Origin of the sequence: Streptomyces sp. NPDC056628 (genome assembly GCF_042792555.1) — a bacterium.
Classification (GTDB): Bacteria; Actinomycetota; Actinomycetes; order Streptomycetales; family Streptomycetaceae; genus Streptomyces.
In genome coordinates this window covers 376946-403159 of the sequence record NZ_JBHTWG010000003.1, presented here as the reverse complement: position 1 = coordinate 403159, position 26214 = coordinate 376946, and the positions used below count along the sequence as shown (strand labels likewise).

The window sequence follows — 26214 nt, the reverse complement described above, 5'->3', positions numbered from 1 at the left end:
GTGGGGCCGTACGGGTGGGTGCTGGAGACGTGCGGTGCGGGCGCCGGGGTGCGCCGTCACCCCGGAGGTGGGTGTGTCCTGGACACCTCAAGGACGGTAACCGGGTCCGTGCGGGGCGAACACCCCTTGCACCGGATTCCGTTGAACTTTTTCCCATCCGAGGACAAAGCCGTATCCGCGCAGGTCGGAGGGGGGATCGGCGCTTTCACCGATCCCCGTCCCCGACCTGCGGCCGGTCTTCGGCTCAGCTGTTGAACGCGGCGTCGAACGACGCGCTGGGTGGCTCGAAATCGAATGCCTTCAGGCGGCTCAGCGCCTCGGGGGCACCCTGCAGCCGGTCCATGCCGGCGTCCTCCCACTCCACGGAGACCGGCCCTCGGTAGTCGATGGACCGCAGCATCCGGAAGACGTCCTCCCAGGGGACGTCCCCGTGCCCGGCCGACACGAAGTCCCAGCCGCGGCGCGGGTCGCCCCACGGCAGATGGGAGCCGAGGCGGCCGTTGCGCCCGTCGAGCCGCCTGCGGGCCTCCTTGCAGTCGACGTGGTAGATCCGGTCACGGAAGTCCCACAGGAAGCCCACCGGGTCGAGGTCCTGCCACACGAAGTGCGACGGGTCGAAGTTCAGCCCGAAGGCGGGCCGGTGGTCGACCGCCTCCAGGGTGCGTACGGTCGTCCAGTAGTCGTAGGCGATCTCGCTCGGGTGGACCTCGTGGGCGAAGCGCACGCCCTCGGCGTCGAAGACGTCCAGGATCGGGTTCCAGCGCTCGGCGAAGTCCTCGTAGCCGCGCTCGATCATCGCCTCGGGGGCGGGTGGGAACATGGCGACCAGGTGCCAGATGGCGGAGCCCGTGAACCCGATCACCGTGTCCACCCCGAAGGCCGCGGCGGCGCGCGCGGTGTCCTTGATGCGTTCCGCGGCCCGCCGGCGCACCCCCTCCGGGTCGCCGTCGCCCCAGATGTCACCGGGCAGGATCGCCTGGTGGCGTTCGTCGATGATGGCGTCGCAGACGGCCTGGCCCACCAGATGGTTGGAGATCGCCCAGCACTTCAGTCCGTACTTGTCGAGGAGCTGGTGCCGGGACTCCACGTACCCGGGGTCGCTCAGTGCCTTGTCGACCTCGAAGTGGTCGCCCCAGCAGGCGAGTTCGAGTCCGTCGTAGCCGAAGTCGCGGGCGAGCCGGCAGACCTCCTCCAGCGGCAGGTCGGCCCACTGGCCGGTGAACAGCGTGAACGTGCGCGGCATTCTCGTTGGCCTCCTCAGACGGCGATCGGGGTGAAGACGGAGTTCTTCTCGGCGCTCTCCTCGACCGCCGCCAGGACCCGCTGCACCTGGAGGCCGTCGGCGAACGAGGGCTGCGGCGGGCGGCTCTCGGCCACGGCGTGGACCAGGTCGCGGGCCTGGTGCACGAAGGAGTGCTCGTAGCCGAGGCCGTGGCCCGGCGGCCACCATGCCTCCAGGTAGGGGTGGTCGGGTTCGGTGACGAGGATGCGGCGGAACCCGGCGTACGTGCCCGGCTCGCGGGCGTCGTGGTACGAGAGCTCGTTGAGCCGCTCCAGGTCGAACGCGAGCGAGCCGTGCTCGCCGTTCAGCTCGATGCGCAGGGAGTTCTTGCGGCCGGTGGCGTAGCGGGTGGCCTCGAAGGAGGCGAGCGCGCCGGAGGCGAAGCGGCCCGTGAACAGGGCGGCGTCGTCGACGGTGACCGCGCCGGTGGCCTCGTCGGCCTCCACGGCGGACAGGCCGCTCACCGCGCCGCCGGGCAGCGGGCGTTCCCGCACAAAGGTCTCGGTCAGCGCGGACACGCCGGTCAGCCGCTCCCCCGCGAGGTGCTGGGCGAGGTCCACGATGTGCGCGCCGAGGTCGCCGAGCGAGCCGGAGCCCGCCGACTCCCTGCGCAACCGCCACGTCAGCGGGAACTGCGGGTCCACGAGCCAGTCCTGGAGGTAGGTGACCCGCACGTGCCGCAGCCGGCCCAGCCGGCCCTCGGCGACCATGACGCGGGCCAGCGCGGTGGCCGGCAGCCGGCGGTAGTTGAAGCCGACCATCGCGATCTGGCCGCTCGCGTGCGCCCGCTCGGCCGCCGCGGCCATCGCCTCGGCCTCCTCCACGGTGTTCGCGAGGGGCTTCTCGCACAGGACGTGCTTGCCGGCGGCCAGCGCCGCGAGCGCGATCTCGGCGTGGCTGTCGCCGGGGGTGCAGATGTCGACGAGGTCGATGTCGTCCCGGGCGATCAGGGCGCGCCAGTCGGTCTCCGCCGTCGCCCACCCGTGCCGGCCGGCGGCCGCGCGGACGGCGGTGGCGTCCCGGCCGCAGATCGCGGCGAGCACCGGGGTGCGGGGCAGGTCGAAGACCCGGCCCACGGTGCGCCAGCCCTGCGAGTGGGCCGCGCCCATGAAGGCGTACCCGATCATGCCGACGCGCAGGGGCGGTGCGCCGGACCCGGTGGCCCCTGCCTCCGCCTCGGCCGGGCCGGGCTGCTGCGGCTGTCCCATGCGATAGTCCTCCTCGTCGTCGTGCCGCGGTGGGGGGTGGGGGCGTCCCGGGGGCCCGGCGGTGCCGGCGCCGAGCCGCCCGCGGGTCCGGGGGCCCGGCCGGCGTCGCCGCGCGGCCGGTCCGCCGGCGCCCGAGCGGGCCGCCGCGCGGTGGCCGGTGCCGTGGTGAGCCGGCCGGTGCCTCCCCCGGTCGCCCCGGCCCTGCCCGACGGACTCCCCGTCCCCGTCGGGCAGGGGGCGCCTCACTTGAAGCCGGTGGACATGTACTGGTCGACGTTCTCCTTGTTGACGACGGCCGAGTAGAGCGTGAGCGAGGCGGGGATCTCGAACTCGGCCATACCGCCGACGCCCTTGCCCTGGCCCAGCGCACGGGCCAGGTCGATGGCGGACGCGGCCATCGTCGGCGGGTACAGGACGGTGGCCTTGAGGACCCCGTCGTCCTTCTTGATGGCCTGGAAGGCGGAGAGGGCCCCGGCGCCGCCGACCATGAGGAAGTCGTCTCGGCCCGCCTGCTCGATGGCGCGCAGGGCGCCCACGCCCTGGTCGTCGTCGTGGTTCCACAGGGCGTCGAACTTCGACTGCGCCTGCAGGAGCTGGGCCATCTTGGACTGCCCGGACTCGACGGTGAACTCGGCGGCCTGACGGGCCACCTTCCTGATGTTGGGGTAGTTCTTCAGGGCGTCGTCGAACCCCTGGGTGCGCTGCTTGGTCAGCTCCAGGTTGTCCAGTCCGGCCAGCTCGATGACCTTGGCGTCGGACTTGTCCTTGAGCTTCTCGCCGATGTAGTGACCGGCGTTGAGGCCCATCCCGTAGTTGTCGCCGCCGATCCAGGAGCGGTACGCCTGCGGGGTGTTGAAGATCCGGTCGAGGTTGATGACCGGGATGCCCGCGCGCATCGCCTTCAGGCCGACCTGGGTGAGCGCCTTGCCGTCGGCGGGCAGGATGACCAGGACGTCGACCTTCTTGTTGATGAGGGTCTCGATCTGGCCGATCTGCTGGGCGGTGTCGTTGGAGCCCTCGGTGATCTCCAGCGTCACGTCGGAGTACTTCTTGGCGCGGCTCTTGGCGTTGTCGTTGATCGCGTTGAGCCAGCCGTGGTCGGCCTGCGGTCCGGCGAAGCCGATGGTGACCTGCTTGCCGGGCTTGTCGTCGGCGGCCGGCTGGTTGTTCGCGGCCGGTTCGTCCTTGGACTCGTTGCTCGTGCAACCCACGAGGAGGGCTCCGGCGCCCACGGCGGCGGTTCCGAACAGCAGCCCTCTGCGGCTGGTGAACTCTGGCATGGCGGTGAACCCTTCCCTCAGGTCGTGCTCGCGTTACGGCGCTGGACCAGCACGGCGGCGACGATGATCGCGCCCTTGGCAATCTGCTGGACGTCGGTCTGCAGGTTGTTCAGGGCGAAAATGTTGGTGATGGTGGTGAAGATCAGGACGCCGAGCACCGAGCCGACGATGGTGCCGCGGCCGCCGGTGAGCAGCGTGCCGCCGATGATCGCGGCGGCGATGGCGTCGAGTTCGTAGAGGTTGCCGTTGGTGTTCTGACCGGAGCCGGACAGGATGATCAGCAGGAACGCCGCGATGCCGCAGCACAGTCCGGACAGCAGGTAGAGGTAGAGCCGCTGGCGGCGGACGTCGATGCCGGCGAGCCGGGCCGCCTCCGGGTTGCCGCCCACGGCGACCGTGCGCCGCCCGAAGGTGGTGCGGTTCAGCACCAGCCAGCCGATGATCGTCACGACCGCGAACACCATGACCAGCGGCGGGACGCCGAGGACGTACGCGTCGCGCTCGCCGAGGTCGAGCACCGAGGGGATGGCGACGATCTGCGTCTTGCCGTCGGTGATCTGCAGCGACAGGCCGCGCGCGGAGGCCAGCATGGCGAGGGTCGCGATGAACGGCACCATCGCGCCGTAGGCGATCAGCACCCCGTTGACCAGTCCGCACCCCACACCGACGATCACCGCCGTGAAGAGGATGCCGGCGAACCCATATTCCTGGGTGGCGACCGTGGTCGCCCACACCGAGGCCAGCGCGACGATCGCGCCGACGGACAGGTCGATGCCGCCGGAGATGATGACGAAGGTCATGCCGACGGTGACGACACCGATCACGGACGCCTGGGTGAGGACGAGTTGCAGGTTGCGGGTGTCGAGGAACTCGTCCGGCTTGGTGATGCCGCCGATGACGATCAGCACGGCGAGGACGCCGAGCAGGGACAGGGTGCGCACGTCGGCGTGGGCCATCAGGCCGCGCCAGGCGGGCGCCGCACCGGACAGGGGCACCTTGTCGGTGCTGTCCCGGGGCGGGGAGGCGTGCTGCGTCATGACGCGGGGCTTCCTTCCATGACGAGGTCGAGTACGCGGTGTTCGTCGAGTTCGGACGCGGGAGCCGTGTGCACGACTCGGCCCTCGCGCAGCACCAGGACACGGTCGGCGAGCCCCAGCACCTCGGGTACTTCGCTGGAGACCAGCAGCACGCCGAGCCCCTCGTCCGCCAGCCGCCGCACGACCGCGTACAGCTCGGCGCGGGCGCCGACGTCGACGCCCCGGGTGGGTTCGTCGAGCAGCAGGACACGGCAGCCGCGCAGCAGCCAGCGGGCCAGGACGGCCTTCTGCTGGTTGCCGCCGGACAGGGTGCGCACCGGCACCGAGGGGTTGTCGGGGCGCAGGGACAGCTCGCGGGTGGCGGCGCGCGCCGCGCCGCGTTCGGCGGCCCGGTCGATCCAGCCGCCGCGTGCGAAGCGGGACATGGACGACACGGAGACGTTCCGGGTGACGGACTCCAGCATCAGCAGGGCCTGCGCCTTGCGTTCCTCGGGGGCGAGCCCGAGCCCGGCCCGTACGGCGGCCCGGACGCTGCCGGGCCTGAGCGGGCGCCCGTCCACGAGGACCTGCCCCGCGCTGGGCCGCCGGGCGCCGTAGATCGTCTCCAGGATCTCGGAGCGTCCCGAGCCGACGAGTCCGGCGAGCCCCACGATCTCGCCCGGCCGCACGGCCAGGTCGACGGGCTCGAACTCGCCGTCCCGGGCGAGGCCGCGGACCTCCAGCAGCGGGTCGCCGCCGGCCGCGTCCCGCACGGGCCGCTGGGGGAAGACGTACTCGACGTTGCGTCCCGTCATCATCGCCACGACGTCACGGGTCGGGGTGGTCTTCGCGGGGAGTCCGCCGGCCACGGCCCGGCCGTCCTTCAGGACGGTCACCCGGTCGCCGATGCGGCGGATCTCCTCCAGGCGGTGCGAGATGTAGACGACGGCGACGCCCTCGGCGGTGAGGTCGGCGACGATCCGGAAGAGGTTGTCGACCTCGTCGGGGTCGAGGGCGGCGGACGGCTCGTCCATCACGATCAGGCGGACCTCGTGGGAGAGGGCGCGGGCCATGGAGACGATCTGCTGCTGCGCGGCCGAGAGGTCGCCGACCAGCCGGCCGGGGTCGATCTCGGGGTGCCCGAGCCGTTTGAGCAGTTGTGCGGTCGAGGCCCGTGCGGTCCGGCCGCGCACGATGAAGCCGGCGGTGGTCGGCTCGTGCCCGAGGTGGACGTTCTCGGCGACCGACAGATGCTCCACCAGGTCGAGTTCCTGGTAGATGGTGGCGATGCCGAGGCGCATCGCGGCGATCGGCGAGCGGAGGGTGACCTCCTCGCCGCGCCAGCGGATGGTGCCGGTGTCGGGCTGGTGGGCGCCGGCCAGGACCTTGATGAGCGTGGACTTGCCGGCGCCGTTCTGGCCGAGCAGGCAGTGCACTTCACCGGCCTGGACGTCGAGGTCGACGCCGTCGAGGGCGCGGACTCCGGGGAACGACTTGGTGATGCCGTTCATGCTGAGCAGCGGTGGTTCTGGTGCCATGAGGTCCCCTTGGCGGGCGTGCGGGCCGGATTCAGGGCAGGGCGGGGCAAGGCGGGGCGGAGCGGTACGGGGTGGAGCGGCTCTGGTGCGGCGAGGCGGTACGGGGGCGTGCGGTGGAGCCGCCGCCCGGCGGTGACCGGGCGGGTGGTGCTGGGGCCGGCCCGGGGGCCGGCGGGTGCCTACGCGGGTGAGAACAGGTGGTCGCTGATGAGGCGGGCCGCGCCGATGACACCGGCGGTGGGGCCCAACTCACCCAGGACGATGGGGAGATTGCCGGTCGCCAGGGGCAGCGACTGGCGGTAGACCTGGGTGCGGATGGCGGCGAGCAGGGTGTGGCCGAGGCCGGTCACCCCGCCGCCGATCACCACCAGGCCGGGGTTGAAGAAGCTGACGAGTCCGGCGATGACCTGCCCGACCCGGTTGCCGCCCTCGCGGATCAGGTCGAGCGCGGTGGCGTCACCGGCGGCAGCCGCGGCGGCCACGTCGACGGCGGTGAGGCTGCCGTTCGCCGTCAGGCGGGAGGCGAGTTCCTCCGACAGCCCCTGCTCGGCCGCCTCGACGGCGTCCCGGGCGAGGGCCGCCCCGCTGAAGTGCGCCTCCAGGCAGCCCCGGTTGCCGCAGGCGCACGGGCGTCCGTCGGGGACGGCCTGGATGTGCCCGATGTCGCCCGCGCTGCCGGTGACACCGCGGTGGACGTCACCGCCCGCGACGATGCCGCAGCCGATGCCGGTGCCGATCTTGACGCAGAGGAAGTCGCCTACGGAGCGGGCGACACCCGCGTGCTGCTCCCCCATCGCCATGAGGTTCACGTCGTTGTCGACCATGACGGGGCAGCCGAGTTCCTGGCTGAGCGCCTCCCGCACGGGGAAGCCGTCCCAGCCCGGCATGATCGGCGGTGCCACGGGGACGCCCTCGGGGAAGCGGACGGGGCCGGGGACGCCGATGCCGGCGCCGTCGAACCCCTCGGCGAGCCCGGACGCCCTCAACTTGGCGGCCATGGACAGGACTTGCTCGAAGACCGCGACCGGGCCCTCGCGGACGTCCATGGGCTGGTTGAGGTGCCCGAGGATCTCCAGTTCGGCGTTGGTGACGGCGACGTCGACCGAGGTCGCGCCGATGTCGACGCCGAGGAAACGCAGACCGGGGTTGAGCCGGATGTTGTGGGAGCGCCGGCCGCCGCGCGAGGCGGCGAGTCCGTCGGCCACGACGAGGTCCGTCTCCAGCAGGCGGTCCACCTCGACGGCCAGCTTGGACCGCGAGAGGTCGATCTGGTCGCCGAGCTGGGCCCGGGAGCTGGGCCCCCCGTCCCGCAACAGCTTCAGCAGCCTGGCCTGGTGGGCGTTGGCGGGTCGCGCCGTCATACGTCTCACGTGCCCCTCCCCGCCTCGATCGGCCTGAGTGCCGGAATCCGGCCACCGCGGTGGCCTTGCTTTCGAGGGGAACGTAGCAGTGGCCGCCGGGACTGGGAAGAACTTGCGCAGAGATTGCCGCCAACTTTCTCCACTCACAGGACAAAGGCGGACCCCCGTGACGCCCGAGGGGCCGTCACGGGGGTCCGTGAGCGCGTGCTTCCCGCCGCCGGGGGCCGGGTTACTGGGCCCGCTGGTGGTAGGACCGCCGGGTGTGCTCGGTGTGCTCCCGCATCAGCTGGGTCGCGCGGGCCTCGTCCCGGTCGGTGATGGCGGCGATCAGCCCGCGATGCTCGATCCACGACTGGTGGCCGCGCTGCCGGGCGATCGGCGTGTAGTACCAGCGGACGCGGCGATCGACCTGGGCGGCGAGTTCGGCGAGGACGGTGTTCCCGGCGAGCTCCATGACCTTCGCGTGGAAGCGGGCGTTGAGCGCGACGGCGGTGTCCACCTCGTCGGCGGCGACCGCCTGCTCGCCCTGGGCGCACAGCTCCTCCAGCGCGGCGATGCCGGCGCTGTCCGCGTGGGCCGCGGCCAGCCGGGCGGCCTCGGCCTCCAGGAGCGTGCGGACGGTGAGGAGCTGGTCCGCCTCCTCCTCGGTCGGCTCGTGCACGAACGCGCCCTGCGCGGGCCGCAGATCGACCCACCCCTCGGTGTTCAGCCGCTGGAGCGCCTCGCGCACCGGCTGCCGTGACACGCCGAGGTGGCCCGCCAGTTCGCTCTCGACCAGGTGCTGGCCCGGCTGGAGGGCACGGGTGGTGATGAGTTCGAGCAGCGCCTCGTAGACGCGGTCGCGCAGCGGGCCGGGCCGTTCGAGCTTGGGCACCGCACCCTGCGGCAGTCCTGTCGACAACATCGGTTCCCCTCCTGGGTGCACACCGGGCGACTGCGCCCCCGTGGCCGGCCGTCACCGCGACCCCGTATCGATTGTCTTTCGTCTACAGTCTACGGCGCACCGGGGCGGGCAGGCCGAGGAGTCGGCCACATCCCGCCACCGCCGGCACCCGCGACCGCCACCTTCAGGGGCAGCGGACGACCTGTCCCGCGTACGACAGGTTGCCGCCGAAGCCGAAGAGCAGCACCGGGTCGCCGCTGGAGACGCGGCCCTGCTCCACCAGCTTGGAGAACGCGAGGGGGATGCTCGCCGCCGAGGTGTTGCCGGACTCGGTGACATCGCGCGCGACCACCGCGTTGACCGCCCCCAGCTTCTCGGCGAGGGGTTCGATGATGCGCAGGTTGGCCTGATGCAGGACGACACCGGCGAGGTCCTCGGGGGCGTATCCCGCGCGCTCGCAGGCGCCGCGGGCGACGGCCGGCAGCCGGGTCGTCGCCCAGCGGTAGACGCTCTGTCCCTCCTGGGCGAAGCGGGCGGGCTGGCCCTCGATGCGCACCGCGTGCCCCATCTCGGGCACCGAGCCCCACAGCACCGGGCCGATCCCCGGCTCGGCGGACGCCTCCACGACGGCGGCGCCCGCCCCGTCCCCGACCAGCACACAGGTCGTCCGGTCGGTCCAGTCGGTGACGTCGGACATCTTGTCGGCTCCGATGACCAGGGCGCGCGCGGAGGCACCCGCCCGCACCGCGTGGTCGGCGGTGGCCAGCGCGTGGGTGAAGCCGGCGCAGACCACGTTGATGTCCATGGCGGCCGGTGAGGGGATGCCGAGCCGGGCCGCCACCCGCGCGGCCATGTTCGGCGACCGGTCGACGGCGGTGGAGGTCGCGACCAGGACGAGGTCGATGTCGCCGGGCGCGAGACCGGCCGACGCGAGCGCCTTGGCGGCGGCGTGCGCGGCGAGTTCGTCGACCGGCTCGTCGGGCCCGGCGATGTGGCGCGTGCGGATGCCGACCCGGGACGTGATCCATTCGTCACTGGTGTCGACCATGCCCGCCAGGTCCTCGTTGGTCAGGACCCGGGCGGGCTGGTAGTGGCCGACGGCGGCGATGCGCGAGCCGTTCATCAGTGGTGATCCCCTCGAACCTCGGGTAACGGGATGCACCAGTCTGATCAGTGACTCACCGGTACGACGGCACGTGATGCCACAGGAAACGGACGCCCGTGTTGTCGGCTTCTTGCAGACTCCCGGACCTTCCCCGGACGTCCGGTCACCCGCCCGGCGCCTAGCCGGTGAACAGCTGCGTCGCCTTGCGGACGAGTTCGTAGAGCCCGTACGCGAGGGGTGCGCCCACCCATACCCAGGCGAAGGCGATCAGTGGGCGCCGGGCGGGCGGGCTGCCGTCACTGGACATCGCTGGCCTCCTTCTCCTTGGGCCGCGTGGCCGGTTCGTGGTGGCGGGGGTGGACCGGCCGCACGAGTTCGTTGGCGACGAACCCGACGGCGAGCAGTCCCATCATGATGAACAGGGACAGGGTGTAGAGGGACGAGCCGTCCTTGCCCGCCTCCTCCTGCCGGTCGGCGATCCAGTTCACGATCAGGGGTCCGAGGACGCCGGCCGTGGACCAGGCGGTGAGGAGCCGCCCGTGGATGGCGCCGACCTGGTAGGTGCCGAAGAGGTCCTTCAGATAGGCGGGGACGGTGGCGAAGCCGCCGCCGTAGAAGGAGAGGATGACCAGCGCGCACAGGACGAACAGCGGCTTGGAGGAGTCGCCTGCCAGCGCGATCAGGGCGTACATCAGGGCGCCGGCCCCGAGGTACACGCGGTAGATGTTCTTCCGCCCGATCAGGTCCGAGGTGGACGACCAGCCGATACGGCCTGCCATGTTGGCGGCGGACAGCAGGGCGACGAAGCCGGCCGCGGCCGACACCGACACCGGGGTGGAGGAGTCCGCGAAGAAGTCCGTGATCATCGGCGCGGCCTTCTCCAGGATGCCGATGCCGGCGGTGACGTTCATGCAGAGCACGACCCACAGGCACCAGAACTGCGGGGTGCGCACGGCGCTGCGGGCGGAGACCTGCGGCCCGTCGAGGGCGGCGCCGGGCCTGTCGCCGGAGGGCTTCGCGGGGCGCGGCACCCGCACCAGCAGGACGCCGAGCAGCATGAAGACGGCGTACGTCAGGCCGTGCACCAGGAACGCCAGCGCGATCCCGGAGCTGTCGGTGCCGAAGGACTCCAGCATCTGCGCCGACCACGGGGAGGCGATGAGGGCGCCGCCGCCGAAGCCCATGATGGCGATGCCGGTGGCCATGCCGGGCCGGTCGGGGAACCATTTGATCAGCGTGGACACCGGCGAGATGTAACCGATGCCGAGGCCGATCCCGCCGACGAAGCCGTAGCCGAAGACGATCAGCCAGTACTGCTCGACGGCCGCGCCGAGCGCGGCGAGCAGGAAGCCCGAGGAGAAGCAGACCAGGGCCACCGTCATCGCCCAGCGGGGCCCCTTGCGCTCCACCAGCGTGCCGCCGAACGCGGCGGACAGGCCGAGCATGACGATGCCGAGCTGGAAGGGCAGGGCGCTCTGGGTGCCGCTGAGGCCGAGGGCCGACTCCAGCGGGGGTTTGAACACGCTCCAGGCGTAGGCCTGACCGATGGACAGATGGACCGAGAGCGCGGCGGGGGGAACCAGCCAGCGGCTCCATCCGGCGGGTGCCATGGGGGGACTCATGATCCCGCACGGTAGGCAGCGACGGGGTCGTTGAGAAGTGAACGGGTCGACCGTATGCGGTGAACGGTATCCGGGGCGCGACGAACGGTCGCCCGACCACCCGCCCGTCGCAGGGAAGGGCGTGCGCGCACTCTTGCTGACCCCTTATCCATACTGTAGACAATATTCAGTCGACGAGTCCTGACTCGTCATCTCCCGCTTCTCCAGCGCAGCCACCTCCGCGGTACTCCCTCGACCGAACGGAGCGTTCCGAAGTGAAAGTTGCAGTCCTCGGCGCCGGTGCCATCGGCGCCTACGTCGGAGCCGCGCTGCATCGCGCGGGTGCCGACGTGCACCTGATCGCCCGTGGACCGCACCTCGCGGCCATGAGGCGGCACGGGGTGCGGGTGCTCAGCCCGCGCGGCGACTTCACCGCCCGCGCCCACGCCACCGACGACCCGGCCGACGTCGGCCCGGTCGACTACGTCTTCCTGGGCCTGAAGGCCAACGCGTACGCGGCGTGCGGGCCGCTGATCGAGCCGCTGCTCCACGAGCGCACGGCGGTCGTGGCCGCCCAGAACGGCATCCCCTGGTGGTACTTCCACCGGCACGGCGGCCCCTACGACGGGCACCGCCTCGAGAGCGTGGACCCGGACGGCGCGGTCAGTGCGGTGCTCGCGCCCGAACGGGCCGTCGGCTGCGTCGTGTACGCCGCCACCGAACTCGAAGGACCCGGCGTCGTACGGCACTTGGAGGGCACCCGGTTCTCCGTCGGGGAGCCCGACCGCAGTGTGTCCCGGCGCTGTCTCGCGTTCAGCGAGGCCATGGTCGCCGGCGGCCTGAAGTGCCCGGTCGAACCCGGCCTGCGCAACGACATCTGGCTCAAGCTGCTCGGCAACATCTCCTTCAACCCGATCAGCGCGCTCGCCCGCGCCACCATGCGGCAGATGTGCCGGCACGGCGGCACGCGCAAGGTCATCGAGATCATGATGACCGAGACCCTGGCCGTCGCCACGGCCCTGGGCTGCGAGGTCGGCGTCTCCATCGAACGCCGGCTCGCGGGCGCCGAGAAGGTCGGCGACCACCGCACCTCCACGCTCCAGGACCTGGAGCGCGGCAAACCGCTCGAACTCGACGTCCTGCTCGCGGCCGTCGTCGAACTGGCGGAGATCACCGGCGTCCAGGTGCCCACCCTGCGCACCGTGCACGCCATCTCGGACCTGCTCGCGCTGAGGAGCGCCGCATGAAGGAACGACGCAAGGACCGTGGACGAAGGAACTACACCCGGCTGACCCACCCCCTGGTGCGCGATTCCCGGGACGAGCCGTTCCGGCGGGCGACCTGGGACGAGGCCCTGGACCGGGCGGCCCGCGGCATCGAGCGCAACCGGGGCGCGTTCGGCATGTTCTCCTGCGCCCGCGCCACGAACGAGATGAACTACGTGGCGCAGAAGTTCGCCCGGGTCGTGATGGGCACCAACAACGTCGACTCCTGCAACCGCACCTGCCACGCGCCCAGCGTGGCGGGCCTGTCGGCGGCCTTCGGGTCAGGCGGCGGCACCTCCTCCTACGAGGAGATCGAGCACACCGACGTCATCGTGATGTGGGGCTCCAACGCCCGTTTCGCGCACCCGATCTTCTTCCAGCACGTGCTGAAGGGCATCCGCAACGGCGCCCGGATGTACGCGCTCGACCCGCGCCGCACCTCCACCGCCGAGTGGGCGGAGAGCTGGCTCGGCCTGAACGTCGGCACCGACATCCCGATGGCCCACGCGATCGGCCGCGAGATCATCCACGCGGGCCTCGCCAACGAGGCGTTCATCGAGCGGGCGACGACCGGCTTCGAGGAGTACAAGGCACTCGTCGAACCGTGGACGCTCTCCCTCGCCGAGAAGGTGACGGGCGTCCCGGCCGCCGCCATCCGGCAGGTCGCGCACGCCTACGCCCGCGCCGAACGCGCCCAGCTGTGCTGGACCCTCGGCATCACCGAGCACCACAACGGCACCGACAACGTCCGCGCCCTGATCAACCTCTCCCTGCTGACGGGCCACGTCGGCCGCTACGGCAGCGGGCTCCAGCCGCTGCGCGGGCAGAACAACGTCCAGGGCGGCGGGGACATGGGCGCCATCCCGAACCGGCTCCCCGGCTTCCAGGACATCCTCGACCCGGGCACCCGCGTGAAGTTCGAGTCCGCCTGGGACACGGTGATCCAGCCCCACTACGGCCTGAACCTCACCGAGATGTTCGAGGCGATGGAGGACGGCGACCTGCGGGCCGTCTACTGCATCGGCGAGAACCCCGCCCAGTCCGAGGCCGACAGCGAGCAGGCCGTACGGCGGCTCGGGCAGCTGGACTTCCTCGTCGTCCAGGACATCTTCCTGACGAGGACGGCCGAGCTGGCGGACGTCGTCCTCCCCGCCACCGCCGGGTGGGCCGAGACCGAGGGCACCACCACCAACAGCGAGCGCCGGGTCCAGCGGGTGCGCCGGGCCGTCACCCCGCCCGGTGAGGCCCGCGAGGACATCGACATCATCTGCGACCTCGCGGGCCGGCTCGGCCACGACTGGAAGTACGCCGACGCCGAGGCCGTGTGGAACGAGCTGCGGTCGGTGTCGCCGGACCACCACGGGATGACGTACCGGCGGCTGGAGGAGCACCAGGGCATCCAGTGGCCCTGCCCCAGCACCGACGGGCTCGAACCGAGCTATCTGCACGGCCGGTTGTGGGAGGCCGACCCGGCGCGGCGCGGGACGGCGGCGCCGTTCGGGATCGTCCAGCACGATCCGCCGGTCGATCTCACCGACGAGCGGTACCCGATCAGGCTCACCACCGGGCGCCGGCTCGACTCGTACAACACCGGGGTGCAGAGCGGCAGTTTCGCCTCCCCGCTGCGGCGCGGCGAGTTCGTGGAGATCAGCCCCGAGGACGCCGAGCGGTACGGGGTCGTCGTCGGCGAGAAGGTCCAGGTGACCTCGCGGCGCGGCAGCGTCGTCGCGCCGGTGTGGGTGGACACCGCGCTGCGGCCCGGCCTGGCCTTCATGACCATGCACTTCCCCGACGAGGTGGACACCAACCAGCTGACGATCGAGGCGAACTGCCCGATCGCGGGGACGGCGGAGTTCAAGGCGTCGGCGATCCGGATCGACAAGCTCCCCGTCGCGACCATCGTGAGGTGACGCAAGTGGACCTGCACTTCGGCGACAGCAAACCGACGGACGACGAGCGGGCGGCCGTCGACGCCCTGCTAGGACCCCCGGAGTCCTCGTGGGAGGGCGCCACCCGCGACGAGACGCGGGCCGCCGACCTGAGGTGGGCGCGCGGCGGCCGGGCCGCCCGGGACCGCCGCGACCTGCTGTTGCCGGGGCTGCACGCCCTCAACGACCGGATCGGCTGGATCAGCGAGGGCGCCCTGGACTACCTGTGCCGGCGGTTGACGGTGCCGCCGGCGGAGGCGTACGGCGTCGCCACCTTCTACGCCCTGTTCTCGGTGCGGCCACGCCCCGCGACCGTGCTGCACGTGTGCACGGACCTGGCGTGCGCGGCGGCCGGCGCGAGCGACCTGTGCGCCGGGATCGAGGCGCGTCTCGGGCCGGGCAGCGGCGTGAGCGTGCAGCAAAGCCCCTGCCTCGGCCTGTGCGAACGAGCCCCCGCCGCCCTCGCGGTGAAGGCCGGCGACCCGGTGCGTACGGCGGTGTCGGCACCGGCGACCGTGGAGGAGGCCGTGCTCGCCGCGAGCGCGCCGGACTCCGCGCCCGGGGAGCCGCCCGCGGTGATGGCGGTGCCGCAGGCCGGGGACCGGGCGCTGACGCTGCTGCGGCGCGTCGGCGTCGTCGACCCTGCCTCGCTGGACGACTACCGGGCCCACGGCGGGTACACCGCGCTGCGCCGGGCCTTCGAACTCGGTCCCGCCGGGGTGATCCGGGAGGTCACCGACTCGGGCCTGGTCGGGCGCGGCGGCGCCGCCTTCCCCACCGGCCGCAAGTGGCAGGCCACGGCGTCGCAGCCCGACCATCCGCACTACCTCGTCTGCAACGCCGACGAATCCGAGCCGGGCACCTTCAAGGACCGGGTGCTCATGGAGGGCGACCCGTACGCGCTGGTCGAGGCCATGACGATCGCCGGGTACGCGACGGGCGCCCACCGGGGCTATCTGTACCTGCGCGGCGAGTACCCGCGCGCCCTGCGCCGCCTGGAGCACGCGATCACGCAGGCCCGGGCGCGCGGCTTCCTCGGGGACGACGTCCTCGGTCAGGGGTACGCCTTCGACATCGAGATCCGCCGGGGCGCGGGCGCCTACATCTGCGGCGAGGAGACCGCCCTGTTCAACTCCATCGAGGGCTACCGGGGCGAGCCGCGCTCCAAGCCGCCGTTCCCGGTGGAGAAGGGGCTGTTCGGCAAGCCGACGGTGGAGAACAACGTCGAGACGCTGGTCAACGTCCTGCCGATCCTGACCATGGGGGCCCCGGCGTACGCGGCCGTCGGCACGGCGCAGTCCACCGGCCCCAAGCTGTACTGCGTGTCCGGCAGCGTGGACCGCCCCGGCGTCTACGAACTCCCCTTCGGCGCGACCCTCGGCGAGCTGCTGGACCTGGCGGGCGTCCGGGACGGGCTGCGGGCGGTGCTGCTGGGCGGCGCGGCGGGCGGCTTCGTCCGGGCCGACGAGAGGGACATTCCGCTGACGTTCGAGGGCACCCGCGCGGCCGGCACCACCCTCGGCTCGGGGGTGGTCATGGCCTTCGACAACACCGTGCCGCTGCCCCGGCTGCTGCTGCGCATCGCCGAGTTCTTCCGCGACGAGTCGTGCGGGCAGTGCGTGCCCTGCCGGGTCGGCACGGTACGGCAGGAGGAGGCCCTGCACCGGATCGCCGAGCGCACGGGCGCGGCGGCCGCCGACGACATCGCCCTGCTCCGGGAGGTCGGCCGCGCCATGCGGGACGCCTCCATCTGCGGTCTCGGGCAGACCGCGTGGAACGCCGTGGAATCCGCGATCGACCGTCTGGGGGCCTACACATGACCGCGATACCGCTGGGAGTGCCGCGCCGGCTGGTGGAGTTCACCCTCGACGGGCAGGAGACCCGGGTCCCGGAGGGCTCGACGATCCTCGACGCCTGCCGGGCCGCCGGGAAGGACATCCCCACCCTGTGCGAGGGCGACACGCTGCGGCCCAAGAACGCCTGCCGGGTGTGCGTCGTGGAGGTCGAGGGGTCCAGGACCCTGGTGCCCGCCTGCTCCCGCAGGGCCGAGGCGGGCATGGAGGTGCGCACCGGCACCGAACGCGCCCGGCACAGCCGCAAGGTCGTCCTGGAGCTGCTCGCCTCGTCCGTGGACCTGTCGACCACGCCCCGCGTCACCGGATGGCTCAAGGAGTACGAGGCGAAACCGGACCGGTTCGGCCCGGACGCCGCCCGTCTCAACGAGGAGCCGAAGGTCGACAACGAGCTCTATGTGCGCGACTACGACAAATGCATCCTCTGCTACAAGTGTGTGGACGCCTGCGGCGACCAGTGGCAGAACACCTTCGCGATCTCCGTCGCCGGACGCGGCTTCGACGCGCGGATCGCCGTCGAGCACGACGCCCCGCTCACCGACTCGGCGTGCGTGTACTGCGGCAACTGCATCGAGGTGTGCCCGACGGGAGCCCTGTCGTTCAAGTCGGAGTTCGACATGCGTGCGGCGGGTACCTGGGACGAGTCGGCTCAGACCGAGACGACCACCGTGTGCGCGTACTGCGGTGTGGGCTGCAACCTCACGCTCCATGTGCAGGACAATGAGATCGTGAAGGTCACCTCGCCGCACGACAACCCGGTGACCCACGGCAATCTGTGCATCAAGGGCCGCTTCGGCTACCAGCACGTCCAGAACCGGGATTGACGGGACTGATCGAGACATGGGACGAGTCACGGAACGACGCAAGGTGATCCGGATCAGGGACGGGGCGGTCTCCACCCGGCCGGACACCCTCGTCGCGGAGGAACCTCTGGAGATCCGGCTGAACGGCAAGCCGCTCGCCATCACCATGCGCACCCCGGGCGACGACTTCGCGCTCGCCGCCGGGTTCCTGGTGAGCGAGGGCGTCCTCGCCGAGCAGGCGGACCTGCAGAACATCGTCTACTGCGCGGGCGCGACCGCCGACGGGTCCAACACGTACAACGTGGTGGACGTGAAGACCGCGCCGGGCGTGACCGTCCCCGACATCACCCTCGAACGGAACGTCTACACCACCTCGTCCTGCGGGCTGTGCGGCAAGGCGAGCCTGGACGCGGTGCGGACGACGGCCCGCTGGCCGATCGCCGACACTCCCCCGGTCCGGGTCGACCCCGACCTGCTCGCGAGCCTCCCCGACCGGCTCCGCGCGGCCCAGCGGGTCTTCGACCGGACCGGGGGCCTGCACGCGGCCGCCCTCTTCTCCGAGGAGGGCGAACTGATCGACATCCGCGAGGACGTGGGCCGGCACAACGCGGTCGACAAACTCGTCGGCCGGGCCCTGCAGAACGGGGACCTGCCGCTGTCCCGGGCGATCCTGCTGGTGTCCGGGCGGGCCAGCTTCGAGCTGGCGCAGAAGGCCGTGATGGCGGGCCTCCCCGTCCTCGCGGCGGTCTCCGCGCCCTCGTCGCTCGCGGTCGACCTGGCCGCGGAGACCGGGCTGACCCTGGTGGGCTTCCTGCGGGGCAGCTCGATGAACGTGTACGCGGGGGACCACCGGCTCGCTCTGCGGACCGCGGCCGCCCGAGGCTGACCGGGCCCCCGCTACACGGCGGAGGGGCCCCGGCCGGCGGGGAGCGCCCCCTGCGCCGTCCCCGGGGCCCCACTGTTCGCTCCACCACCCATGGACCGGGGCGCCCCCGGCCACTACCGTCCCGAGGGTGCCCGACGACATCCGAGCACGGCGGCGCGCGGGAACCGGCCTCGGTCTCCTGCTGGCCCTGGTGCTCGGGGCCGTGCTGCTCACCGCCCTCCCGGACGACGGCGCACGGGAGGGCGGCGCCGCGTGCGGGCCGCGGGCGGTCGGATCCTGGTCGGCGCAGCGCGCCCTGACGGCCGAGTTCGCCCGCTACGGCGACGACCCCGCCCGCACCGACGACTGGACCGGCGGCGACGGCACCCACTCGGTGCGGCTGCCGGACGGCCGTCTGCTGTGGCTGTTCTCGGACACCTATCTCGGCCGGGTGCACCCGCCGCCCAACCCGTTCGGCGAGTCCGCCGCGTGGCGGGAGGGCGCCGCTCCGCTGGTCCGCAACTCCGCGGTCGTGATGCGCGACGGCCGCCTGGAGCGCACGCTGCCCGCGCCGCTCTTCCCCGACCCGGCGCCGGGCCAGTGGCGCTGGCCGGTCGCGGCCCGCGTCGAACCCCGCTCCCCCGGCGCGCCGGAGCGGGTCCTGCGGGTGCTGCTGTGGGTCCGCGCGACCGGGCCGTCGCCCTGGATCTACGGGGTGCCGGTCGCCACCGAGGTCGCCACGCTCTCCCTGCCGGACCTGCGGGTGGAGTCGGCCGTGCGGGTCGCCGACCAGCAGGGGGTGCCGGACCCGTCCCGGCGGGTGCTGTACGGCACGACGCTGGTCGAGGAGGACGGCTGGACGTACGTCTTCGGGGGCGACGACGGCCGGGCCGCCGCCCGCCCGGTCTCCCGGGCGTACCTCGCGCGGGTACCGGCGGGCCGGCTGGGCGAGCCGGACGCCTGGCGGTACTGGGACGGCTCGGGGTGGGGCGGGCCGCCCGCGCGGCCCCGGCCGGTGCTGGGGGACGGACGGCGCACCGGGGTGGGCAGCGCGTTCTCGGTGGCCCGGGTGGACGGGACGTACGTGCTGTTCACGATGGCGGCGGGCACGGCGGGTCTGAGGACGGTGACGTCGTACTGGGCGTGTTCACCCGCCGGCCCCTGGCACGGTCCCGGCCGGCCCTTCGCCCCCGCGCTGCCGCGCGGCGGGGGCCTCGCGGCGTACAACCCGCAGGTCCATCCCGAGCTGGGCGGCGGCGAACGCCTCGTGCTGAGCTACGACGTCAACTGGCTGGAGCCGGCCGACGCCGCCGCCCAGCTCAGCCGTGACGTGTCCCGGTACCGACCGCGGTTCGTGACGCTGCGGCTGACCCCCGCCCGCTGACCGGGTCGTCGCCGTCGGAGTCGGCCTCGGCCTCGGGGTCGTGGGAGCGCCGTTTGGCGATGACCGCGCACACCATCAGCTGCATCTGGTGGAAGAGCATCAGCGGCAGCACGGCCAGCGAGGCGTGCGCGCCGAACAGGACGCTGGCCATGGGCAGCCCGGAGGCCAGGGACTTCTTGGAGCCGGCGAACTGGATGGCGATACGGTCCGCGCGGCCGAACCCCAGCGCCTTGGCGCCGTACCAGGTCAGGGCGAGCATCACGGCCAGCAGCACGGCCTCGACGGCGAGCAGGCCGGCCAGCCGGACGGGGCTGACCTGGTGCCAGATGCCCTGGACCATGCCCGCGCTGAACGCGGTGTAGACGACGAGCAGGATCGAGCCGCGGTCGACGAGTCCGAGGACCTTGCGGTGCCGGGCGACGAAACCGCCGATCCAGCGGCGCAGCAGCTGCCCGGCGACGAACGGCACGAGCAGCTGCAACACGATCTTCACGACCGAGTCGGCGGAGAAGCCGCCGCCGTCGCCGCCGAGCACGGCCGCCGCGAGGAGCGGGGTGAGGACGATGCCCACCAGTGAGGAGAAGGAGCCCGCGCAGATCGCCGCCGGGACGTTGCCGCGGGCCATCGAGGTGAAGGCGATGGAGGACTGGATGGTGGACGGGACCAGGGTGAGGAAGAGCAGCCCCTGGTAGAGCGGGTCGGTGAGGATCACCGGGACGAGTCCGCGGGCCGCGAGGCCCAGCAGCGGGAAGATCACGAAGGTGCAGGCGAGGACGGTGACGTGGAGCCGCCAGTGCTTGAGTCCGTCGAGGGCCTCACGGGTGGACAGCCGGGCGCCGTAGAGGAAGAACAGGAAGGCGATGGCGGCCGTGGAGGCGCCCGAGGCCACGTCGGAGGCCGTCCCGCGCGCCGGGAGCAGGGCGGCGATGCCGACCGTCCCGAGCAGCATCAGGATGTACGGGTCGATCGGCATCCACCGCGGCCAGTGCAGGCGTTTCACTGTGCTCCACTACTTCGCTCGTCGCTTCGCTGTACGTCGGGTTCCCGGCACGGACGTGCCCTCTCCATCGTCCCCCGCCGTCCTTTGATCGGGAATCCGGCATACCACTCTGACTGTCATCACGTTTCGCGATGAGCGGGGTTACGCTGGCGGTGTGTACGACCCCTCCCAGCTGCGCACCTTCCTGACGGTGGCCCAGACGCTCAGTTTCACGCGGGCGGCCCGCCGGCTCGGCCTGCGCCAGTCGACCGTCAGCCAGCACGTCCGGCGGCTGGAGGACGCGACGGGGCGTCCGCTGTTCGCCCGGGACACGCACTCGGTGGAGCTGACCGAGGACGGCGAGGCGATGCTCGGCTTCGCGCGGCGCATCCTCGCGGTCCACGAGCAGGCGACGGCGTTCTTCACCGGGACCCGGCTGCGCGGGCGGCTGCGCTTCGGCGCGTCCGAGGACTTCGTCCTGACCCGGCTGCCGGAGATCCTGGAGGGCTTTCGCTACGAGCACCCCGAGGTCGATCTCGAGCTGACGGTCGAACTCTCCGGCACGCTGCACGAGCAGCTGGCCGCGGGGAAGCTGGACCTGGTACTGGCCAAGCGGCGGCCGGAGGGCCCGCGGGGCGAGCCCGTCTGGCACGACCGGCTGGTGTGGATCGGCGCGGAGCGGCTGCGGCTGGATCCGGACCGGCCGGTGCCGCTGATCGTGTACCCGCCGCCCGGGATCAGCCGGGCGCTGGCGCTGGAGGCCCTGGAGCGGCAGGGACGGCAGTGGCGGATCGTCTGCACGAGCGGCAGCCTCAACGGCCTGATCGCCGCGGCCCGGGCCGGGCTCGGGGTGATGGCGCACTCCCGTGGCCTGATCCCGCCGGGTCTGGTGCGGGTGCCCGAGCGGGCGGGTCTGCCTGAGCTGGGCCGGGTCGACTTCGTCCTGATGCACGGGCCGCGGCGGACGGCGGCCCAGTCGGCGGCCGACGCCCTGGCCGGCGCGATCCTGGCGGGCGGGGACCGGCTGCACCGGCGCTGAGCGCGCGGCGGGAGTGACAGATTCGGGGCGGTGGGCGCTGAGGGAGCAGAGGACGGTCCGCCCGGGCGCCACCCCAAGATCGACTGGGCCTTCGCCCGGTAAGTGAGTCGGTCGGATTTGGTGGAGATTACGGGCCCGGAACTTACTCAACCGTCAGTATTGTGTCCGGCGGTGCCCGGTGTGGGCGCATTTTCCTTCCCTGACCTGTGCAAACCTGAGCACCCGTCGATTTTCGGCCCCCTCCCGCCCGCAGGACGGGTGGGGTAGCTTTCACGCCCTGTGCTGAGCGTCAGCCGATGCGATCGGAGCGGGGAGCGGGGTTTGCGCGAGTTCACCAACCCTCCGTTGGCGTTGGCACCGCCGGTGGGCGGCCTGGCCGACGTCGTCTTCGAGCATGCCCAGGAGGAACCCCGGTACGTGGTCCTCGGCCGCAAGGACGGGGACGGCCAGTGGCAGGACGTCACCGCCGCCGAGTTCCGCGACGAGGTGCTGGCCCTGGCCAAGGGGATGCTCGCCCGCGGCATCCGCTTCGGCGACCGGGTCGCGCTCATGTCCCGCACCCGTTACGAGTGGACCCTGTTCGACTTCGCGCTGTGGACCATCGGCGCCCAGGTCGTCCCGATCTACCCGACCTCCTCGGCCGAGCAGTGCTTCTGGATGCTGTACGACGCCGAGTGCTCGGCGGCGATCGTGGAGCACGAGGACCACGCGATGACCATCGCCACCGTCATCGACCGGCTGCCCCGGCTGCACGAGATGTGGCAGCTCGACGCGGGCGCCGTGCAGGAGCTGTACGACGCGGGCGCGCACCTCGACGACGAGGTCGTCCACCGGCACCGGCAGGCGGTCACCCCCGAGTCCATCGCCACGGTGATCTACACCTCCGGCACGACGGGCCGCCCCAAGGGCTGTGTCATCTCGCACGGCAACCTGATGTACGAGGCCGACACGGTCATCGAGCGCTGGGAGCCGGTGTTCCACTCGAAGAAGGGCGACGAGGCGGCGACCCTGCTGTTCCTGCCGCTCGCGCACGTCTTCGGGCGGATGGTGGAGGTCGCCGCGATCCGCGGCAGGGTGCGGTTCGGCCACCAGCCGCAGATGCACGCGGCGGCGCTGCTGCCCGACCTCGCCGCGTTCCGGCCCACGTTCTTCCTGGCCGTGCCGTACATCTTCGAGAAGGTCTTCAACGCCGCCCGGCGCAAGGCCGAGAAGGAGGGCAGGTCCGGCGCCTTCGAGAAGGCCGTCGACGTGGCCGTGAGGTACGCCGACGCCGTCGAGGCCAAGGCGTGGGGCACCGGGCCGGGCCCCTCGGCGGGGCTGCGCATGCAGCACCAGCTCTTCGACAAGCTCGTGTACTCCAAGATGCGCGCCGCCATGGGCGGCCGGATCCGGCACGCGATGTCGGGCGGCTCGGCGATGGACCGGCGGCTCGGGCTGTTCTTCGCGGGCGCGGGCATCCAGATCTACGAGGGCTACGGCCTCACCGAGTCCACGGCGGCCGCGACGGCCAACCCGCCCGGACGCACCCGGTACGGCACGGTCGGCCAGCCCGTCCCGGGCGTCACCGTCCACATCGCCGACGACGGCGAGATCTGGCTCAACGGCAGCAACGTCTTCCTCGGCTATCTGAACAACCAGAAGGCCACCGACCAGACGCTGCACGACGGCTGGCTCGCCACCGGCGACCTGGGCAGCCTCGACGAGGACGGCTACCTCACCATCACCGGCCGCAAGAAGGAGATCCTCGTGACCTCCGGCGGCAAGAGCGTCTCGCCCGGCGTCCTGGAGGAGCGGGTGCGCGACCACCCGCTGGTCGCGCAGTGCATCGTCGTCGGCAACGACCGCCCGTACATCGCCGCCCTGGTCACCCTCGACCAGGAGGCCGTCGAGCACTGGCTGGCGATGCGCGCCAAGCGCCCGATGTCACCGGCGGAGCTGGTCCGTGACCCGGATCTGGAGACCGAGGTGCGGCGCGCGGTCGTCGCCGCGAACACACTGGTCTCGCAGGCCGAGTCCATCCGCACCTTCCGGATCCTGGCCCAGCCGTTCACCGAGGAGCACGGGCTGCTCACCCCGTCGCTGAAGCTGAAGCGCAAGGCGATCGAGAGCGCGTACGCCAACGAGGTGGAGGCGCTGTACCGGGCCTGAGCCCGGGTTTTTCTCCGGTCAGGAATGCGTGACGGCCCGTGATCGTTGACGATGGGAGTCCAACCTGTCGGCAACCGTAAGGATCAAGAGCTCGTGAGCAGCAAGGTCCCCCCGATCATCCTCAACAACGGCGTCGAGATGCCCCAGCTGGGTTTCGGCGTCTGGCAGGTGCCGGACGACGAGGCCGAGCGGGCGGTCGCGGCCGCGCTGGAGGCCGGGTACCGCAGCATCGACACAGCGGCGATCTACGGCAACGAGACGGGCACCGGCAAGGCCGTCGCCACCTCCGGCGTCCCCCGCGAGGACGTCTTCGTCACCACCAAGGTCTGGAACAGCGACCACGGCTACGACTCCACGCTGCGCGCCTTCGACACGTCGCTGGAGAAGCTGGGCATGGAGTACGTCGACCTCTACCTCATCCACTGGCCCACGCCGGCGCGCGGGTTGTACGTGGACACCTACAAGGCGTTCGAGAAGCTGCTCGCCGACGGGCGGGTCCGCGCGATCGGCGTGTCCAACTTCCTCCCGGAGCACCTGGAGCGGCTGATCGAGGAGACCTCGGTCGTGCCGGCGGTCAACCAGATCGAACTGCACCCGCATCTGCAGCAGCACGCCGCGCGGGCGTTCCACGCCGAGAAGGGCATCGCCACCGAGGCGTGGTCGCCGCTCGGCTCGGGCAAGGGGCTGCTGGAGGTTCCGGCGATCGTCGCGATCGCGCGGAAGCACGGCCGGACCCCGGCCCAGATCGTGCTGCGCTGGCATCTGCAGCTCGGCAACGTGGTGATCCCCAAGTCCGTGACGCCGTCGCGGATCAAGGAGAACATCGACGTGTTCGACTTCAGCCTCGACGACGAGGACCTCGCCGCGATCAGTGCGCTGAACGAGGACCGGCGGCTCGGCCCCGACCCGGCCGAGTTCAACGCCGCCTGAGGCGTCCACCGTGTGAACGGTCCGGCCGCCGCTCGCCTGTCGCGAGCGGCGGCCGTACTGTTCCCGGGGCTTCCGCCGGGTCAGTTGGGCTGCCCGAGCGGCCGTACGACGACGGTGTTGACGTCCACTCCCTCGGGCTGCCGGACGGCCCACACCACCGAGTCCGCGATCTGGTCGGCGGTCAGCAGATCACCCGGAGGCAGGCTGCCGAGCCCGTCCCAGAACGGCGTCTCGACGCGCCCCGGTGCGACGAGCGTGACCCCGACCCCCCATGCGGTGACCTCGCGCCGGGTGTTCTCGGCGAGCCCGGTCACCGCCCACTTCGTCGCGCCGTAGAGGTTGCCGGCCGTCGGCACGAAGCCGGCGACGCTGCCGACCAGCACGATCCGGCCGCGGCTCTCCTTGAGGGCGTCGATCGAGGCGCGGATCAGCAGGGCCGGGCCGAGGACGTTGGTCAGCACCATCTCCGGCCAGCCGGCCGGGTCTCCCTGGGCGACGGAGTCGTGCGTGGCGAAACCGGCGTTGGCGACGACCGTGTCCAGCCGGCCGAACGCCTTGAGCGTGGTGTCCACCGCGGCCTGGACGTCCTCGTACCGGGCGGAGTCGCCCACGAGGGTGAGCAGCTGCCCGGGCCGCCCCACTTCGTCGGCGAAGCGCCGCAGGCGCTCCTCGCCGCGGCCGGTGACGGCGACCCGGTGGCCGGCGTCCAGCAGGCCCCGTGCGACGGCGGCGCCGATGCCGCTGCCGCCGCCGGTGATCAGCGCGGCCGGAGAATCGGTCATGGTGGTCCCCCTGCATGTCGGTGCGTGCTTGAGGGGGAGTCCATCACTTGGAGCGCTCTCGAAGTCAAGTCGCCTTTTTTCCAGGGGACTTCATCGCGCACGGACGGCCGTGAACACCGACTGCGCCGCCAGGACGAACACGTCCGGGCGGTGGTGGACGCTCGCCTCGTCACCCGGGTCGAGGAGCCGGTCGAGGGTGGCGCGGTCGTCGGCGTCCAGCCGGTCGCCCAGGACCGCGCGGGTGCGGGTGAGGGTGTCGACGGCGTACGCGCGGGCGCGGTCCGTGGTCGGGGCCGGCAGGTCCAGCAGGAAGGTCCGGGTGCCGCTGGGGCGCAGTCCGGCGGCGGCCAGCAGGGCGGTCCAGTCCTCCGCCTCGGCGACGGAACCGGGCAGGTCGGCCCGCATCCGCGCGAACCACTCCCCCTCCACCACGTCGAGCCGCGCCTGGAGCCCCGGGCGCCCGAACCCGATGTCGCGCGGCAGGAACCGGGTGGGCAGACCACCCTCCTGCAGGGCCAGGGTGCCGCCGAAGGCGAGCCGCTCGGCGAAAGCGGCCAGCGCGGCCCGCTGGTCGCCCAGATGGTGCAGGCTGCGGCCCGCCCACAACAGGTCGGCGGGATAGTCCAGATCGCCCAGGACGCCGGGCAGTTCACCGGCGAGCGTGTCGAAGCGGTCCGCGACCCCGAGCCGCTCGGCCCTCTCCCGGGCCCGGTCCAGCAGGGGCCGCGAGGCGTCGACCGCGACGACCCGGGCCCCCGGGAAGGTGTCGGCCAGCAGACAGGCCACGACCCCCGGCCCGCTGCCCGCGTCCACGACCAGCCCCGGCTCGGTCTGCCGCTTGGCGAGCCACGCCATGGCGTGCTCGTACAGGGGCGTGAACAGCTCGGCCTGGGCCTCCAGCCGCGGGCCCATCTCGCCCCAGTCGATGTCGGTGTGCTCGTGATGATGCGCCATGCCCCTCAGC

General features: G+C 72.2%; 22 protein-coding genes. 9 read left to right on the top strand and 13 right to left on the bottom strand.

The window, feature by feature from the left end:
• Nucleotides 1-244 precede the first annotated feature (244 nt).
• From ACFRAC_RS07485 to ACFRAC_RS07440, 10 genes are all read right to left on the bottom strand, one after another.
• Nucleotides 245-1243 (bottom strand): sugar phosphate isomerase/epimerase family protein, encoded by a 999-nt coding sequence (locus tag ACFRAC_RS07485; protein ID WP_382922081.1) that lies wholly within the window; start codon nucleotides 1241-1243, stop codon nucleotides 245-247.
• 14 nt (nucleotides 1244-1257) lie between these two features.
• Nucleotides 1258-2490: a Gfo/Idh/MocA family protein gene (locus ACFRAC_RS07480; protein ID WP_382922079.1), complete on the bottom strand. Its 1233-nt coding sequence runs from the start codon at nucleotides 2488-2490 to the stop codon at nucleotides 1258-1260.
• Nucleotides 2491-2732: 242 nt separating this feature from the next.
• The gene (locus ACFRAC_RS07475) at nucleotides 2733-3770 is read right to left on the bottom strand and encodes a substrate-binding domain-containing protein (protein ID WP_382922077.1); all 1038 of its coding nucleotides are present in this window, start codon (nucleotides 3768-3770) and stop codon (nucleotides 2733-2735) included.
• Nucleotides 3771-3787: 17 nt separating this feature from the next.
• Nucleotides 3788-4807: an ABC transporter permease gene (locus ACFRAC_RS07470; RefSeq protein ID WP_382922075.1), complete on the bottom strand. Its 1020-nt coding sequence runs from the start codon at nucleotides 4805-4807 to the stop codon at nucleotides 3788-3790.
• Nucleotides 4804-6324 carry a sugar ABC transporter ATP-binding protein gene (locus tag ACFRAC_RS07465; protein ID WP_382922073.1) on the bottom strand — a complete coding sequence of 507 codons (1521 nt, stop codon included), beginning with the start codon at nucleotides 6322-6324 and terminating at the stop codon, nucleotides 4804-4806. Before ACFRAC_RS07465 ends, ACFRAC_RS07470 begins: the two co-directional genes overlap by 4 nt.
• Nucleotides 6325-6503: 179 nt before the next feature.
• Nucleotides 6504-7685, bottom strand: coding sequence for an ROK family protein (locus tag ACFRAC_RS07460; RefSeq protein WP_382922071.1), 1182 nt, complete (start codon nucleotides 7683-7685; stop codon nucleotides 6504-6506).
• A gap of 229 nt (nucleotides 7686-7914) precedes the next feature.
• A complete protein-coding gene (locus ACFRAC_RS07455) occupies nucleotides 7915-8589 on the bottom strand; it encodes a GntR family transcriptional regulator (RefSeq protein ID WP_382922069.1) in 675 nt (224 codons plus the stop codon).
• A 163-nt stretch (nucleotides 8590-8752) separates the two neighbouring features.
• The gene (locus ACFRAC_RS07450; protein ID WP_382922067.1) at nucleotides 8753-9691 is read right to left on the bottom strand and encodes a beta-ketoacyl-ACP synthase III; all 939 of its coding nucleotides are present in this window, start codon (nucleotides 9689-9691) and stop codon (nucleotides 8753-8755) included.
• Nucleotides 9692-9851: 160 nt separating this feature from the next.
• Nucleotides 9852-9980, bottom strand: a complete 129-nt coding sequence (locus tag ACFRAC_RS07445) for a hypothetical protein (RefSeq protein ID WP_361341950.1) — start codon at nucleotides 9978-9980, stop codon at nucleotides 9852-9854.
• Nucleotides 9970-11295, bottom strand: a complete 1326-nt coding sequence (locus tag ACFRAC_RS07440; protein WP_382922064.1) for an OFA family MFS transporter — start codon at nucleotides 11293-11295, stop codon at nucleotides 9970-9972. The genes ACFRAC_RS07445 and ACFRAC_RS07440 overlap by 11 nt, the downstream gene beginning before the upstream one ends.
• A 254-nt stretch (nucleotides 11296-11549) precedes the next feature.
• On the opposite strand from ACFRAC_RS07440, the gene ACFRAC_RS07435 reads away from it, so the two are divergent.
• From ACFRAC_RS07435 to ACFRAC_RS07410, 6 genes are all read left to right on the top strand, one after another.
• Entirely contained in the window at nucleotides 11550-12521 is a 972-nt protein-coding gene (locus ACFRAC_RS07435; protein ID WP_382922062.1) for a 2-dehydropantoate 2-reductase, read from the top strand.
• Nucleotides 12518-14449, top strand: a complete 1932-nt coding sequence (locus tag ACFRAC_RS07430) for a molybdopterin oxidoreductase family protein (protein WP_382922060.1) — start codon at nucleotides 12518-12520, stop codon at nucleotides 14447-14449. The genes ACFRAC_RS07435 and ACFRAC_RS07430 overlap by 4 nt, the downstream gene beginning before the upstream one ends.
• Nucleotides 14450-14454: 5 nt before the next feature.
• Complete coding sequence (locus ACFRAC_RS07425) at nucleotides 14455-16287, top strand: NADH-ubiquinone oxidoreductase-F iron-sulfur binding region domain-containing protein (RefSeq protein WP_382922133.1); 1833 nt, start codon at nucleotides 14455-14457, stop codon at nucleotides 16285-16287.
• Nucleotides 16284-17144: a 2Fe-2S iron-sulfur cluster-binding protein gene (locus tag ACFRAC_RS07420; protein WP_382922058.1), complete on the top strand. Its 861-nt coding sequence runs from the start codon at nucleotides 16284-16286 to the stop codon at nucleotides 17142-17144. Before ACFRAC_RS07425 ends, ACFRAC_RS07420 begins: the two co-directional genes overlap by 4 nt.
• A 16-nt stretch (nucleotides 17145-17160) precedes the next feature.
• On the top strand, nucleotides 17161-18009 hold the full coding sequence (fdhD, locus tag ACFRAC_RS07415) for a formate dehydrogenase accessory sulfurtransferase FdhD (RefSeq protein WP_382922056.1): 849 nt from the start codon (nucleotides 17161-17163) through the stop codon (nucleotides 18007-18009).
• A 127-nt stretch (nucleotides 18010-18136) separates the two neighbouring features.
• The gene (locus tag ACFRAC_RS07410; RefSeq protein WP_382922054.1) at nucleotides 18137-19372 is read left to right on the top strand and encodes a DUF4185 domain-containing protein; all 1236 of its coding nucleotides are present in this window, start codon (nucleotides 18137-18139) and stop codon (nucleotides 19370-19372) included.
• On the opposite strand, the gene ACFRAC_RS07405 is transcribed toward ACFRAC_RS07410, so the two are convergent.
• Nucleotides 19308-20372, bottom strand: a complete 1065-nt coding sequence (locus ACFRAC_RS07405; RefSeq protein ID WP_382922051.1) for a bile acid:sodium symporter family protein — start codon at nucleotides 20370-20372, stop codon at nucleotides 19308-19310. The two genes, ACFRAC_RS07410 and ACFRAC_RS07405, sit on opposite strands and share 65 nt — an antisense overlap.
• A gap of 154 nt (nucleotides 20373-20526) precedes the next feature.
• On the opposite strand from ACFRAC_RS07405, the gene ACFRAC_RS07400 reads away from it, so the two are divergent.
• The 3 genes from ACFRAC_RS07400 to ACFRAC_RS07390 all read left to right on the top strand — a co-directional run bounded on the left by ACFRAC_RS07400 (nucleotide 20527) and on the right by ACFRAC_RS07390 (nucleotide 24468).
• Nucleotides 20527-21390 carry a LysR substrate-binding domain-containing protein gene (locus ACFRAC_RS07400; RefSeq protein WP_382922049.1) on the top strand — a complete coding sequence of 288 codons (864 nt, stop codon included), beginning with the start codon at nucleotides 20527-20529 and terminating at the stop codon, nucleotides 21388-21390.
• 321 nt (nucleotides 21391-21711) lie between these two features.
• Nucleotides 21712-23538 carry an AMP-dependent synthetase/ligase gene (locus ACFRAC_RS07395; RefSeq protein WP_382922048.1) on the top strand — a complete coding sequence of 609 codons (1827 nt, stop codon included), beginning with the start codon at nucleotides 21712-21714 and terminating at the stop codon, nucleotides 23536-23538.
• A gap of 93 nt (nucleotides 23539-23631) precedes the next feature.
• Nucleotides 23632-24468: an aldo/keto reductase gene (locus tag ACFRAC_RS07390; protein WP_382922046.1), complete on the top strand. Its 837-nt coding sequence runs from the start codon at nucleotides 23632-23634 to the stop codon at nucleotides 24466-24468.
• 80 nt (nucleotides 24469-24548) lie between these two features.
• Here ACFRAC_RS07390 and ACFRAC_RS07385 read toward each other — a convergent pair whose 3' ends face one another.
• Nucleotides 24549-25250, bottom strand: a complete 702-nt coding sequence (locus ACFRAC_RS07385; RefSeq protein ID WP_382922044.1) for an SDR family oxidoreductase — start codon at nucleotides 25248-25250, stop codon at nucleotides 24549-24551.
• A gap of 90 nt (nucleotides 25251-25340) precedes the next feature.
• Nucleotides 25341-26204 carry a class I SAM-dependent methyltransferase gene (locus ACFRAC_RS07380; protein WP_382922041.1) on the bottom strand — a complete coding sequence of 288 codons (864 nt, stop codon included), beginning with the start codon at nucleotides 26202-26204 and terminating at the stop codon, nucleotides 25341-25343.
• Nucleotides 26205-26214: the final 10 nt, after the last annotated feature.